Below are 13,342 nucleotides of genomic sequence, written 5' to 3' on the forward strand. Positions count from 1 at the left end.
AACTAATGAATTCATCATGATTGCCAAACAGAAGCAAGGAGTGCAATGCCGTCATTAATTTGCTGAAGTGTCAGTCCACCATAGCCAATAATGACCTTCGCGTCAATCGTACCATTTTGATAGGAGGTAGAGCATGGATAGACTTGAATTCCTACCTCTTGAGCTAGCTGGATTGCTCTATTTTCGGCAAGATATGGAGGTAGCTTTATGACAAGATGGAGCCCAGATTTTTCACCGATCACTTGAAATTCATTTGAAAAATGTGTAGAGATGGCAGCCAGTAATGCCTGCTGTTTTTTACGATAAATCGTCCGCATTTTTGCCAAATGCTTATCGAATTGCCCTTGTGCAAGAAAATCTGCTAAAACAAGCTGGTCTACTTTGGAGACAACTGATTTTTGATCTTGATGAAAAGTCATAAACGGTATGACTAGGGATTTTGGTAGAATCATATAACTAATACGTAATGATGGAAGCAATGTTTTCGAGAATGTTCCGAAATAGATGACTCGTTGAAGCTGATCCATTTTTGCTAAAGAAGGGATTGGTAGCCCTTTATAACGATATTCAGAATCATAATCATCTTCTATAATAAGAGCCTCGTTCGAGTTAGCCCATTGTAACAATGCCGCTCTTCTTTCCATCGTCATAATCATGCCTAAAGGAAATTGATGAGCTGGTGTTGTGTATAACATGTGAATTGTTGTTGGAGGAAGTGTAACCCCTGAATTATCCACAGGAATCGCTTCTGTAGATAATCCACATTGCTGTAAAACGGCACGTACTCGTTTAAACCCTGGTTCCTCTAAGCCAACGCGAGTCGTGCCACCAAGAAAATGACAGAGAGCTTGAAGCTGGCTTTGTGTACCACTATAGACAAACACTTGTGATGCAGCACAAACAACCCCACGCGAACGTTCTACATAGCGAGCAATCTCTGTGCGTAAAGTTGCCTCTCCTTCCCAGGGGCTTGTTGATAAGTTGTTGCTATTAAAATGCTTTTTAATTAGCTTGTGCCAAACAGCATAAGGAAAAGCTTCGTTATCCACATGTCCATTCGTAAAGTCGAATTGAATGTCATTTGCGTTACTGATACTAGGAGTAAAAGCAGGTGGCTGTTCTTGCTGTAGCCAATCAAATTCAAAGGGAGCGATATAATAACCAGATCTTTCTTTGCTATAAATATAGCCTTCCGCAAGTAATTGTTCGTATGCTTCCTTGATGGTGTGCACGCTCACATCCAATGTTTGAGCAAGAGCTCGTTTAGAAGGCAGTTGCGTATGTGCGTGTATTTTTTTCGTTATAATAGCGTGTTTTATTTCTTCGTAGATGTGTATATATTTCGCTGAATCCCCTGTAAATGAAATGGAAAGCTCCACAAAAATGCCTCCTTTGGTATGGTCGGTTTTTTAGTAATTGGTTATATCTATCATATCAATTTTATCGTTAAATAAGTAAAAAAGGAGTGAGCTGTAATGGAATTTATTGCATTAGAAAATAATGTGGTTAAACTAAAGCCTTTAGAGTTAAACGATTTACCGGGAATAATAGAGGCTGGGCGTTATCCAGAAATTTGGTCACATATGTCCACAACGATCAAGAAAAAGGAGGATGTGAATAACTTTGTGGAAAACGCATTAATAACAAGAAGCGGAAAAACAGAATTCCCGTTTGTAATTGTGGATAAAAAATCAGGAGATATTATAGGTTCAACTAGGTTTATGGATATTGATGATAAGCATCAGCGACTAGAAATAGGCAATACATGGCTGACTCCTGCATACTGGCGTACAGCTATAAATACGAATTGTAAATATTTATTACTGCAATATTGTTTTGAACAGCTTCATTTAAAGCGAGTTCAAATAAAAACGGATCATGAAAATATTCGTTCTCAAAAGGCCATTGAGCGTATAGGTGCCACAAAGGAAGGAATATTGCGTAATCATATGATTCGCAAGGATGGAACAACGCGGCATACTGTGATGTATAGTATCACGATTGAAGAATGGTCAAAGGTAAAAAAACATTTAGAAGAGCTATTAGTGCAATTTGGTTATAATTAGGAATAAAATGGATTTTTTTTAATCTAGAAAACCACTTTTTCTTATAAAAAGTGTCAAAAAGTAATGGGAAGGGTAGAGTACTTAAAACTTGAAAGAGGGTAATCTACTTGAAACCAAAATATACTTTAAGACAAATTTATGGTGATAATGCTGTATATACGCCAAGAACGCCGTATAGTGATAATCCGTGGATGATGGACGAACCTCATAAGCTGGATGCTTTAACCTCTAGAGAAGTAGCTATTGCTGATATCCCCGTATTAGTACACCGAGCCACACAAACAGAAAAAGCCCAGGAGCTTCATCAATTAGCAGGGTTACCTTGGATGGAACAGCCGTATAGCTATGACACACAGGAAGAATATCTGGCACAGATCCAATCTTGGTGTGAGGAAGGGAAGACAATTGTTTGTCAGTATATACATGACTTAGAGCATATGGATCGTCAATGCTATTGGATGGATGCCGAAAAGTTTAATGAGCTGAATACAAAAGCATATATCGATCATTTAATTGATAGTAAATTCATTCCAAGTCGTTTAAATGTAGAAACCTATAGACTCTCTGATGCCATAAAAAATTGGCAGCCACCTGTTGTACTAAAGCCTGGAGATGATTCCCCAACATCGGGAGGATATGGTGTCATCATTTGCCATAATAAAGAAGAGCTGACAGAAGGTATACGCCAATTTCGAATGACTGGCACTGACAGTATCATTATTGAAGAACTTTTACAAACAAAGCACAATTATAGCTGTCAATTTATTTACTGTGAGGAGCTAGGGATTCAATACTTAGGAGCTTCACAGCAAATAACAGATGACAACGGCATTTATGAAGGAAATATCATAGTAGATAAAGTACCTGAAAAAGTAATTGAGGCAGGAAAACATATAATGAAGCGTGGTGTGGAGGAAGGTTTTGTTGGTGTGGCAGGCTTTGATTTAATTGTGACAGAGGCTGGTGATGTTCAAGCCATTGACTTAAATTTCCGTCAGAATGGTTCTACCTCTATGCTGATGTTTCATGATGCTTTAGGAAAGCCCATTAATAAATTTGCTTCCTATGCTGCACAAGATCCGCAACAGAATGATCACTTCTTTCAAACAATTAAGCAATGTATAGAACAGGAAGCATTATTTCCGTTATCTTTCTATGATGGGGATTACTTTGATGAGCCCGTTGCCTCTAGATTTGTCGGCATATGGTACGCTGAAACGCTAGATGAGATTGAAAAGCTAGAGAAGGAATTATTATAGTTAAAAAGAATGGTCATTAATCGACCATTCTTTTTTTATAGATAACTGCTGCGAAAAACCAAGAAACAAGTGTCCATACAATGATTGTCAACAGAGGAATGACCACATCTGGCATGGAATACGAACCTTCTAATGCCTCTGCTAAAAGTAATAATTGTGAGCTAGGCAACCATTCTGCTATTTTTAAGATTGGGTTGACAGAAGATAAAGCTAGAGCAAAAGGACCGAAAGAGAATATTAACATTACAGGCAACACAATGATGGATGCCTCCATAATGGATTTAGCAAATAAACCACATATTGTACCTAATGCAATATAAAACAAAGCTGAAAGTAATAATGCTATTACTATGATGAAAAGATTAGCAGGCTCATAGCCAACTAGAAAAATAGTCACAGCTTCAGCTAGAATTGTAATTATTAAAACAAACAAGCTTTTACCAATTAAAATATCACCAAGTGATGCTGGGGATAGCATGAGACTGCGAAGAGTGTTTTTTTCTTTTTCCTCTGCAATTAAGCAACATTGGACATATGTTGTTACTACAGCAAAGGCCATGTTGATTGGTAGAAAATATATACTAATACTATTGGAGCCTGATTGATTATATAAATAAGCCATTATTAGCGGCAGAAGCACCATCGTCGATACAGCATAGTTACGTGAAAATTCCTTATAATCCTTCACCAATATAGCTTGAATACGTGTCATTGAAAAATTCATACTAAATCACTCCCTGTTATTTGCATAAAAATATCACCCAATGTCGGCTCATTTGTATTAATTCTTGTAACTTCGTTGGAATGCATCCATTGATAAAGCTTCTCTGCATCTTGTGCACCGTTTTGTATAATCTCTTGCATGCCATTTTTGAGTTCAACTGTAATAGAATCAGAGCCAAATTCCTGTTTTAAATCCTTTGGTGCACCTATTGCTCGAATTTTTCCCTTATGAAGGAAGGCTACACGGTCACAAAGTATCTCTGCTTCGCTCATATCATGAGTGGTTAAAAAAATAGTTGTCCCCATATCATTTAATTTTCGTAAGCCATTATAAATATGCTGTGTATTGACAGGGTCTAAAGCAGAAGTAGGCTCATCTAAAAATAATAATTCAGGCTTATGCATAATAGCACGAGCAAGGGTAACACGTTGAATCATTCCTTTTGAAAGCTGACTGATCTTCTTTTTACGTTCCGCATATAAGTTTACAAAATCTAAAGCCTCTTTTACGGCAGAGTGGGATAGCTGATATAAGTTACTATAAAATAATAAATTTTCTTCAATAGATAGTCTTGTATACAAACCACTATTATCTGTTAAAATACCAAAACGTTTACGATTTTGACTTTGCTTCATTTCAGATGCTGGTTGCCCAAATAATAGGACATTACCAGCCGACTTATCTGTTTGTGCGGTTAATATTTTAATAGTAGTTGTTTTACCAGAACCACTTGGACCAAGAAAGCCGAATATTTCCCCCTTCTGAATTGTAAAAGAAACATCTTGCAATGCTGTTTCTTTATTAAATGTTTTTTTCAAGTGCTGCACATCAATCACTGTGTTCATGTGTAAACCTCCTGTTTGTTGTTGATGTCTACACTATAAGCAACAAACATAAGGTACACAGTATAAATCGGGTGAAAGGCGGAAAAATGATCCTCAGTGAAACAATATTAAAGGTGACAGGAGTCGTTTATTTCCTGGGAAATCTACTATATTCCGAGTATTTCCTTTAAATCTGCTAATTTATTTTTCGACAGTGGGACAACAGCCTTTTCAGTGCTATTGAGTGCCAGACTATAGCTGTTACGTGTCCATGTAATGATTTCACGAACCTTTTGCAGATTCACAATATAAGAACGATGGCTTCTAAAAAAGCCGAATGGTGTCAATTTTTGCTCTAGCTCATTGAGCGATAAAGTACATGGATATGCTTCTCCAGCCACATAGATAGAAACATCACCTTCAACACTTTCAATATAATCAATTTCGGGTGGATTAAATAAAATAATCTTATCATTTTTCTTTGTTGGGATTTTATCAATGCGAATTGGTGCAGATTCAATTTGCTGAGGTGATTGTTCTATTTCATCCTCCTTTACATCTAACGCATGCAAACCAGCTCCGTCTAATCTATGTATAGCTGTACTCATAATCATTAAATCTTCTAGATTGGTCGATAATAAAATGATGGTTTTTTGCTGTTTTATTTGACTATTTAATAATTGTTGGATATTTTGTTTTGAAAATTCATCTATATTTTGAAAGGGCTCTTCTAAAATTTGAATAGGTGCTTGATGGAGATACGTATTCAATAACTTTAATCGCTGTTTTTCACTATGAGAAAGCCGACTAATTCTAGTGTTTTTTTGTTCAGTAAGGCTAAAGAGCTTTAATAGATTCTCCGTTTCGTTCGTTGGACGGTTAAAAAGTCTCAATAAAAACTGGATATATTCACGAGCAGTAAGTCGCTCATATAACGCACTTTCACGAAAATGAGTATATGTATCATGTCGGTTCATAAACCATCGCATTAATGTATGTATTTTTGAAATATCTGTATAGATGCCGATAATAGTGCCAGGTTGTAAAGAAAGCTGAAAGCTCGGATAAATAACATTGCCTGCTTCAATATAGGGTTCAACCTGAATATCAATATTTTGTTCCATGTTTATTCCTCCTGAAATTTTCTAGCTTGTAAAAAGCTTCGGATGTCATTGTGTGCCTGCAAGTAGCTCCTTTGGCAATAATTAGAGTTAGAGGCGTCCATAAAACCATGTAAACCCTGATATTGTTTGGTCTGAACATTCGGTATGCGACCAAGTGCATTCTTTAATATTTGCACATCAAAACTACTTTCATAGCTAGGTAAAACGACTAAAGTTGGACATGCAGGTAGGATATCGAAGTATTGGCGGATACGTGAACCATACACACAAATGACGCGGTGTAGGGGGAGTGTGGCTAATCGCCAAGCCAAAGTTGCACCTACGCTATAACCAATTAATACCACTTCATTATAATTCTGAGATGCCTCCAGTATTTTTTGAGAAAGTAGCTCTAGAGGGGCATCGAAGCCAACTGTCTGCATGTAAAATTCATATGCTTGCTTTTCTTGCTCATATGAAAAGGATAAACCATCTGAATAGAGCGAAATACAGGAAACGGAAGTGTTTTCATCACTATATGTTTGGACTTGTTCTTTTATAAAATGATTAACTCCATATATTTCATGTAATATAAAAATTTTTCTCCTCATTATTGCCCTCTATTATCTTTTTTCCAATAGTGTATCAAAAAGTAAGTATAACGTATATTTAACGTTAAAATGAACAGTGATAACCTCCTTCAAAAAGTACAATGCTGGACATTTTTACGTTTATGGATAAAAAAACACAAATTTGTTCATCGAGTATTATATGTACTCAAAAAATTGAATTTGCTATCATCTTTTTGATAATGATTCTCATTATTTTGCTAGAAAATTAAAGGAGGACATACAATGAAGAAGCCGTGGATAATGGTGCTGTTCACTTTGTTACTATCAGTCTTGCTAGTAGCATGTAATAATGCCGAAGAGAAGGTAGCGAATCAAACCCAAAAAGAAAAAGAGGAAATAAAGGAAGAACCGTCCATTTATCCTCTAACATATACAGACGCTTTAGGGAAGGAAGTAATAATTGAGAAAGAGCCGAAACGTGTTATTTCTTTGATGCATGTATTATACCCAGATGTTCTATTAGCATTAGATACCAAGCCAATAGGTATAGCAAATGCTGATACTATGTTTAATTTATGGGAAGCCTATCAATCTTTTGTGGAAGAACAAACATTTACTGATATTGGGGATGTTAGAAGCCCAAGTCTTGAAAAAATACTAGAACTAAAACCAGATTTAATTTTGGCTGCTTCAGGTGTTCATGATCAGCTATATGACCAATTGTCAGCCATAGCACCTGTTGTGTATTTAAATCAAAGAGCGATGTCTACTGATCAAGAGTTAGCTGTAACGGAAATTTCAAAGGTATTGGGGAAAGAGCAACAAGGAAAGGCACTGCTAGAAGAAGTAAGCAAAAAAATCACAGATGGCCGAGAAGCTTTGAAGAATTTTACAGCCAAAGGAGAAACTGTAGTCTTTACATCCGTAAATACGAAAGAAGAGTTTTGGATATATGGGAAAAATATTGCGCCAACGAATCCTGAACATGGTTTAGGAATTAAAGTTCCACAAAATTACCCAGAAGATATGACAAAGGAAGTAAGTATGGAGGGGATGTCAGTCTTAAACCCAGATCATCTATTTATTTTCCTTGATAAAAGTGGAATTACCATGAGTGAAGAGGAATTTTTAAAATCCTATGAAGAAAGCGCGGTATGGAAGAACATCAATGCAGTTAAAAATAAAAATATTTATATAGTCGATCGTTCTTTATTTGCACAGGATGCACCAATTGCAACTATGTATGGAATTGATATAGTAGTAGATTTGTTAAAAGATAAATAAATATGATTAAAATGAAATAGTATGCTTAGTGCATACTATTTCTTTAAGAATATTAAAAAATGGTGACAGGATATGTATTATTATTATGTTTTGTAATAATTTTATTTGATAATGATTATCATTATCGTATAATGGAATTAAGGAGGAAGTTCAAAGTAGTTTAGACAATTAGAAATACACAGTAGGGCTGTCATGCAATGTTAGTCCAATTGTTGAGATAGGTAATGACAAATTGAAAGGTGTGTTAAGTATTGTTAGAACAAGAATTGTATGATGTAACAATCATTGGTGGTGGGCCCGCAGGTCTATATTCTAGTTTTTACTGTGGTTTACGAGAAATGAAAACGAAGCTAATTGAATCACAACCACAGCTAGGCGGTAAAATTCATGTTTACCCAGAGAAAATGATTTGGGATGTTGGGGGTGTAACGCCTATTTCAGGGGGACAACTAATTAAGCAATTAGTTGAGCAAGCCTTAACGTTTAACCCTTCTATTTATACAGATGAAAAAGTGCTGTCCATTGCCAAAAATGAAGATGGCATTTTTATGATCACTGCGGAGTCAGGAAACATTCATTATTCCAAAACGGTTATTGTCGCTATTGGCGGAGGTATCCTGAATCCTCAAAAAATTGAAATTGAAGGCGCTGAACGCTTTGAAGTTTCTAATTTAAATTACACAATTAAATCCTATGAAAAATTTAAGAATAAGGCAGTTATTATTTCCGGTGGTGGTAACACTGCTGTAGACTGGGCATTAGAGTTAATGGAAGTAGCTTCCAAAGTCTATTTAACATATCGAAAAGATACATTGTCTGCACATGAGGCTCAAATTACAGAGCTTACAAATAGTTCTATTGAATGCCATTTCAATTCTGAAATTACGAAACTGATTGCAGACGATCAAGCAGGAATGATTAAAGCGATTTCTTTAACTAATCATGAAACAGGCACTGTAACAGAGATTCCTATTGACGAAGTGGTCATCAGTCATGGATATGTACGTGATAAGGAGCTACTAGATAATAGTCCGTTAGCCATTGACCGTAAAAATGATTATTTTATAGCTGGTTCGATTAATAGTGAATCGTCCATTCCGGGCCTTTATGCAGCAGGTGATATTCTTCACCATGATGGTAAAATCCATTTAATTGCAGCTGCCTTCCACGATGCACTCCATGCAGTAAATAGTGCGAAGAAATATATTCAACCTGATGCTTCTGAGGGCGGTATCGTTTCCTCACATAATGATATTTTCAAACAACGTAATCGCAAGCTACTACAGGAAAGTTTAAAATAATCGATTTTAGGAGCACTGATGCATTGTTGGTGTTCCTTTCTTTTTGTCTTAATACTATGAAGTGAAGGAGAGCATTCAAAATGGATATACAAGAAATCATAGAATTCTACACAACTGCTCCATTAACATTTTTGGATGTGATTACGGAGAAGATTTCCTCCGAAACGGTCGTTACGAATTACAAGACGATGACGAATGCAGCTGGTTTAATATTTCCTATCAATGGAGTAGCAGATGTTAAAATTGAAGGCAAAAATTACCGATTAGAAAAAGGACAGATTATCCATGCGGGTCCAAACTTATCTATCCAACGAACAATTACAAGCGATACTAAATTCGAGTATGCTGTCATTCATTTTCAACTATCAGACGGAGAAAATTCAAAGTTTCCACTCTACAATCGTCATTTTGCCTTGCAGGTAGGAGAGCAGCTAAAATTAATGAATTTGTTGCAGCAATTAATACAAAATTATGTCATGGGTAGTCATTTATCATTTCTTCAATCGAAAGCTCTTTTTTTTAATATTTTAGAAGAAATCATTTTAGTCATTAAAATGAGGGATTATCAATATAAAAAAGAAAATATAACGTTAATTACGGAGTATATGCAAGAAAACTATACAAAGAATATGACTGTTATGGATATCGCGAATCATTTTAAAATGGAAAGAAGGAAACTGTCCTATCTATTTGAGAAAAAAATGGGTGTTAGCCCGAATGTTTATCTTACTGTTTTGCGTATTCAAAAATCTAAAGTATTATTGAGAACTTCTCATTTATCTGTTAAAGATATTGCGGAAAAAGTGGGTTACACAGATTACTTTTATTTTAGCCGTGTATTTAAAAAAATAACAGGTTTATCGCCTAGCCAATTTCGTAAACATATAAACTAACAAACACCTAGTGAAAAATAACTTTCATTAGGTGTTTTTCATCTAAAAAGAACATATCTTTCCCTTTTTTGGACAACCTAAGCTAGAAAAAATAACATGAGGTGATGATCATGAAAATAGAAAGGTCGTCCGAGTGGGAAGAAGGCTTTAGCAATCGATTAAATCATCTTGAACAATGGCAGAGCTGGACATTATATAAGATGAACTATGATATTGTGAAAAGGAAATTAATCCCTGATTTTACGGGATTACAAGCAACTAAGTATTTACCGCACTTAAAACCATTAGTACACCAGTTAGAAGCGGCTGAAACAGTTATTGAGCGCATGAATGGAAAAGCGATTTTAGCCGATGAAGTAGGTCTTGGTAAAACGATTGAAGCGGGCTTAATTTTAAAGGAATACCTTATTCGAGGCCTTGTTAAAAGGGCATTAATTTTAGCACCTGCTTCTCTCATTAATCAGTGGATTGAAGAGTTAAATTTAAAATTTCATATACCGGCCATCGCCTATAAGAAAAATTGTCCAATAGAGCGCTACGATGTCCTCATTATGAGTATGGATACGGCTAAAAAAAGTCCCCATAAAGAGCGCATTTATGAGCAGGATTACGACATGATTATTATTGATGAGGCACATAAATTAAAGAATAATAAAACACAAATTTATGAGTTCGTACAAGGGTTAAAGAAAAAGTTTTGCTTATTATTAACAGCCACACCTATTCAGAACGATGTGTTCGAACTGTATTATTTAATTTCCTTATTAAAGCCAGGGCATTTAGGGAATTACGATACATTCCAGTCAGCCTTCTCTGCTAGTAAGCATCATTTAGAACATGATGATTATTTAAAAGAATTGGTCAATCAGGTAATGGTGAGAAATCGGCGAGAAGATACAGGGATTGAATGGACAAATCGCTGTGTTCAAATTGTACCGATTACATTTACGGAGGCAGAGAGGGAAGTTTACGATTTGCTTGGAGCCCTTGAAAATACAGGTTCCTTTTCATTAATTACTTTACAAAAGGAAATGTGTAGTAGCAAGGAAGCCACAGCATTAACACTAACGAATATGCTAGATGATCATGTGCAGCCACAAGAACTTGAAGCGATTTTAGCAAAGCTTATGGCCTTAGAAGTAAATTCAAAGGCGGAGAAAACGCTAGAAATCGTAAAACAAGCAGATGACAAGGTTATTATTTTTACAGAGTATCGGGCTACTCAAATTTATTTACAATGGTATTTGCATACTAATGGCATAACGAGTGTCTTGTTTAATGGGAAGTTCAATAAAAGCAAACGAGATTATATGAAGCATCTCTTTAAAGAGAGAGCACAGGTACTCATCGCAACTGAGGCAGGAGGCGAAGGAATCAACCTTCAATTTTGTCATCATGTCATCAACTATGATCTACCATGGAATCCAATGAAGCTAGAGCAACGTATTGGTCGTGTCCATCGTTTGGGACAGGAGCATGACGTCCATATTTATAATCTTGCGATTGAAAATACCATTGAAGAAAAAATATTGGAGTTACTTCATACAAAAATTGATGTGTTCGAGAAAGTGGTTGGTGATTTAGATGCCATTTTAACAAACTTTAAAGAATCTGTATGAGGTAAGGAGGGGCAACCATGTATCCGCAACAAGTCCATCACTATTTAAAAGAATTTTTTAACGAGAATAACTGCGCTATTTTAGGTGAAGAGGATCATTATTTAACAGTTCAACTAACGGTGGATATTGATAAAAGGATTATGAATAGGCCATTTTATTGGCAGTATATTGAAGCGACTAATAGTGAGCCAAACCCAGCTCAAGTAACCTTCATAACAAATCAAACGTCAATAGCTGGTAACTTATTTGGAGAGGCCATTCATTACGGCTCACCACGTTTAAATCAGCTATTTGTAGCAACAAAAGAATTAGGAGCCTATGTTCAACTGTTTGAAAAGGTGGATAGTGCAATGGGTCAGGTCATCCTAACACCTTGGTTAGGTGTTAACTTTAAAGTTTCTTATTGCTGTGATCGTACAAAAGAAATGCTTTATTCATTTGGTATCAATTTATTGACAGGTGTGGTAAAGGAAGATTTTCATGAAACGATTTGTACCTCAGAATTCGACATGGAGCCCGCAGATAATGTATTTCATGTGCAATATATTATTAAGCCACTTCGAGCACTGGAACGACTACATGCAGCAGTTGAAGCCATCATTGAACAAGATGATCATTCATGGGCAATTGAAGCACAGAAACGTTGGCAACGAGATCAACGAGTCTTAGATTATTTTTATGAGGATGTGGAGGATAAACCTGAATGCTATGAAATTGAACGCAAAGCATTAGAGGAGCAATACGAATCTAAAATTAAAATTGAAATCATTAATGGGGGGGTATTTTATCTCTTTTAAATGTGGAGCTGTCCAGTATAAAGACAGCTCCTTTTTTGCTTTAATCCTCTTCAACCATTCTTTGAAGCTGCACCAATTTATTGTCCCAAAATAAATGGAAGTACTGAAGCCAATCTTCAATTTCCTGCAAACGCTCACTATGCAAAGTATAGATTTTTTCTCGACCCTTTTTTTCAGCAGAAATGAGCTCAGCCTGCTCTAATATTTTTAAATGCTTTACGACAGCAGTTCGACTAATAGCAAAGTGCTCAGAAATATTGGAAATAGGTCTATCACTTGCGGCAAGTAACTGTAAAATATTCCTTCTTGTGGGATCAGCAATGGCTTGAAAAACATCATATTTTACGGCTGATTGAGTCATTAGGATTCGGCAATCTCTTTTAATTTATGCTGAATAAGTATTGTCCAGCCGTCATCCATTTTTGTCCGAATAGCTTCAGCAGCAGTATTCACTTTAGGAATAATATGAGAAGCTTCCTTCCAGCCACCATGCGTTAACGTAAATTCTGTTTGATCGCCAACCTCTTTTAGCTCAAAAGTGACGAACCAGCCATCTTGATCCCAGGCAAAACGTAAATAATATGGTGCTTCGACACGTTCTACTTTACAGGGTGAAGGACCAAACGGTGATTGAATAGTGAATTCATGTCCTTCGATTGGTTGAAAATCATTTGGCATAAACCATGAAGCAATTTTTTCAGCGGTTGCGACTGTCTCCCACACTTTTTCAATAGGGGCATTCAAAGTAATCGTTTTGACAATATCCTGTAATTTTTCAGTCATGTATAGTTACTCCTTTATTGTTTGATGAAATGACACTGTTGGTACGAGCCTGCTCAAACCAAAAGCGTTTGCAGAGTTGAGTGACATATAACCATAAGGTGTTATGAATATATAACA

Annotated in this window: 14 protein-coding genes; 7 read left to right on the forward strand and 7 right to left on the reverse strand. The window is 36.0% G+C overall.

All coding sequences use genetic code 11. The annotated features are described in order from the left end of the window. Positions 1-14 precede the first annotated feature (14 nt). Positions 15-1,379 (reverse strand): PLP-dependent aminotransferase family protein, encoded by a 1,365-nt coding sequence (locus tag MHI04_RS01575; RefSeq protein WP_101966968.1) that lies wholly within the window; start codon positions 1,377-1,379, stop codon positions 15-17. 96 nt (positions 1,380-1,475) lie between these two features. On the opposite strand from MHI04_RS01575, the gene MHI04_RS01580 reads away from it, so the two are divergent. Both MHI04_RS01580 and MHI04_RS01585 read left to right on the forward strand, forming a co-directional pair. Further along, complete coding sequence (locus MHI04_RS01580; protein ID WP_036117982.1) at positions 1,476-2,066, forward strand: GNAT family protein; 591 nt, start codon at positions 1,476-1,478, stop codon at positions 2,064-2,066. Between the two features lie 107 nt (positions 2,067-2,173). Next, positions 2,174-3,325 (forward strand): ATP-grasp domain-containing protein, encoded by a 1,152-nt coding sequence (locus MHI04_RS01585; RefSeq protein ID WP_089933104.1) that lies wholly within the window; start codon positions 2,174-2,176, stop codon positions 3,323-3,325. 16 nt (positions 3,326-3,341) lie between these two features. Here the strand turns inward: MHI04_RS01585 and MHI04_RS01590 are convergent, their stop codons facing one another. The 4 genes from MHI04_RS01590 to MHI04_RS01605 all read right to left on the reverse strand — a co-directional run bounded on the left by MHI04_RS01590 (position 3,342) and on the right by MHI04_RS01605 (position 6,587). Further along, positions 3,342-4,049, reverse strand: a complete 708-nt coding sequence (locus MHI04_RS01590; protein ID WP_036117973.1) for an ABC transporter permease — start codon at positions 4,047-4,049, stop codon at positions 3,342-3,344. After that, a complete protein-coding gene (locus tag MHI04_RS01595; protein WP_036117970.1) occupies positions 4,046-4,894 on the reverse strand; it encodes an ABC transporter ATP-binding protein in 849 nt (282 codons plus the stop codon). Before MHI04_RS01595 ends, MHI04_RS01590 begins: the two co-directional genes overlap by 4 nt. 146 nt (positions 4,895-5,040) lie before the next feature. Further along, positions 5,041-5,997, reverse strand: a complete 957-nt coding sequence (locus MHI04_RS01600; RefSeq protein WP_036117963.1) for a LytTR family transcriptional regulator DNA-binding domain-containing protein — start codon at positions 5,995-5,997, stop codon at positions 5,041-5,043. 2 nt (positions 5,998-5,999) lie between these two features. Then, positions 6,000-6,587: a dienelactone hydrolase family protein gene (locus tag MHI04_RS01605; RefSeq protein WP_340812446.1), complete on the reverse strand. Its 588-nt coding sequence runs from the start codon at positions 6,585-6,587 to the stop codon at positions 6,000-6,002. Between the two features lie 243 nt (positions 6,588-6,830). On the opposite strand from MHI04_RS01605, the gene MHI04_RS01610 reads away from it, so the two are divergent. The 5 genes from MHI04_RS01610 to MHI04_RS01630 all read left to right on the forward strand — a co-directional run bounded on the left by MHI04_RS01610 (position 6,831) and on the right by MHI04_RS01630 (position 12,442). Further along, positions 6,831-7,832 (forward strand): iron-siderophore ABC transporter substrate-binding protein, encoded by a 1,002-nt coding sequence (locus MHI04_RS01610; protein WP_058843979.1) that lies wholly within the window; start codon positions 6,831-6,833, stop codon positions 7,830-7,832. 251 nt (positions 7,833-8,083) lie between these two features. Continuing rightward, complete coding sequence (locus MHI04_RS01615; protein WP_036117955.1) at positions 8,084-9,133, forward strand: NAD(P)/FAD-dependent oxidoreductase; 1,050 nt, start codon at positions 8,084-8,086, stop codon at positions 9,131-9,133. Between the two features lie 80 nt (positions 9,134-9,213). Continuing rightward, complete coding sequence (locus tag MHI04_RS01620) at positions 9,214-10,026, forward strand: AraC family transcriptional regulator (protein ID WP_036117951.1); 813 nt, start codon at positions 9,214-9,216, stop codon at positions 10,024-10,026. 104 nt (positions 10,027-10,130) lie between these two features. Beyond that, the gene (locus MHI04_RS01625) at positions 10,131-11,645 is read left to right on the forward strand and encodes an SNF2-related protein (RefSeq protein WP_330493646.1); all 1,515 of its coding nucleotides are present in this window, start codon (positions 10,131-10,133) and stop codon (positions 11,643-11,645) included. 17 nt (positions 11,646-11,662) lie between these two features. Beyond that, positions 11,663-12,442, forward strand: a complete 780-nt coding sequence (locus MHI04_RS01630; RefSeq protein WP_141905196.1) for a YqhG family protein — start codon at positions 11,663-11,665, stop codon at positions 12,440-12,442. A 40-nt stretch (positions 12,443-12,482) separates the two neighbouring features. Here the strand turns inward: MHI04_RS01630 and MHI04_RS01635 are convergent, their stop codons facing one another. Continuing rightward, positions 12,483-12,803, reverse strand: a complete 321-nt coding sequence (locus MHI04_RS01635) for a metalloregulator ArsR/SmtB family transcription factor (RefSeq protein ID WP_036117943.1) — start codon at positions 12,801-12,803, stop codon at positions 12,483-12,485. Continuing rightward, positions 12,803-13,225 carry an SRPBCC domain-containing protein gene (locus MHI04_RS01640; protein ID WP_342535290.1) on the reverse strand — a complete coding sequence of 141 codons (423 nt, stop codon included), beginning with the start codon at positions 13,223-13,225 and terminating at the stop codon, positions 12,803-12,805. Before MHI04_RS01640 ends, MHI04_RS01635 begins: the two co-directional genes overlap by 1 nt. Between the last annotated feature and the right edge of the window lie 117 nt (positions 13,226-13,342).

Origin of the sequence: Lysinibacillus sp. FSL K6-1151, from assembly GCF_038630755.1 — a bacterium.
GTDB classification, from domain to species: Bacteria; Bacillota; Bacilli; order Bacillales_A; family Planococcaceae; genus Lysinibacillus; species Lysinibacillus fusiformis_D.

Bases quoted from the DNA above. Each gene is read 5' to 3' on its own strand.
- MHI04_RS01630 (WP_141905196.1), top strand. From the start codon at position 11,663: ATGTATCCGCAACAAGTCCATCACTATTTAAAAGAATTTTTTAACGAG.
- MHI04_RS01580 (WP_036117982.1), top strand. From the start codon at position 1,476: ATGGAATTTATTGCATTAGAAAATAATGTGGTTAAACTAAAGCCTTTA.
- MHI04_RS01635 (WP_036117943.1), bottom strand. From the start codon at position 12,803: ATGACTCAATCAGCCGTAAAATATGATGTTTTTCAAGCCATTGCTGAT.
- MHI04_RS01640 (WP_342535290.1), bottom strand. From the start codon at position 13,225: ATGACTGAAAAATTACAGGATATTGTCAAAACGATTACTTTGAATGCC.
- MHI04_RS01600 (WP_036117963.1), bottom strand. From the start codon at position 5,997: ATGGAACAAAATATTGATATTCAGGTTGAACCCTATATTGAAGCAGGC.
- MHI04_RS01625 (WP_330493646.1), top strand. From the start codon at position 10,131: ATGATCATGAAAATAGAAAGGTCGTCCGAGTGGGAAGAAGGCTTTAGC.
- MHI04_RS01620 (WP_036117951.1), top strand. From the start codon at position 9,214: ATGGATATACAAGAAATCATAGAATTCTACACAACTGCTCCATTAACA.
- MHI04_RS01590 (WP_036117973.1), bottom strand. From the start codon at position 4,049: ATGAATTTTTCAATGACACGTATTCAAGCTATATTGGTGAAGGATTAT.
- MHI04_RS01605 (WP_340812446.1), bottom strand. From the start codon at position 6,587: ATGAGGAGAAAAATTTTTATATTACATGAAATATATGGAGTTAATCAT.
- MHI04_RS01595 (WP_036117970.1), bottom strand. From the start codon at position 4,894: ATGAACACAGTGATTGATGTGCAGCACTTGAAAAAAACATTTAATAAA.
- MHI04_RS01610 (WP_058843979.1), top strand. From the start codon at position 6,831: ATGAAGAAGCCGTGGATAATGGTGCTGTTCACTTTGTTACTATCAGTC.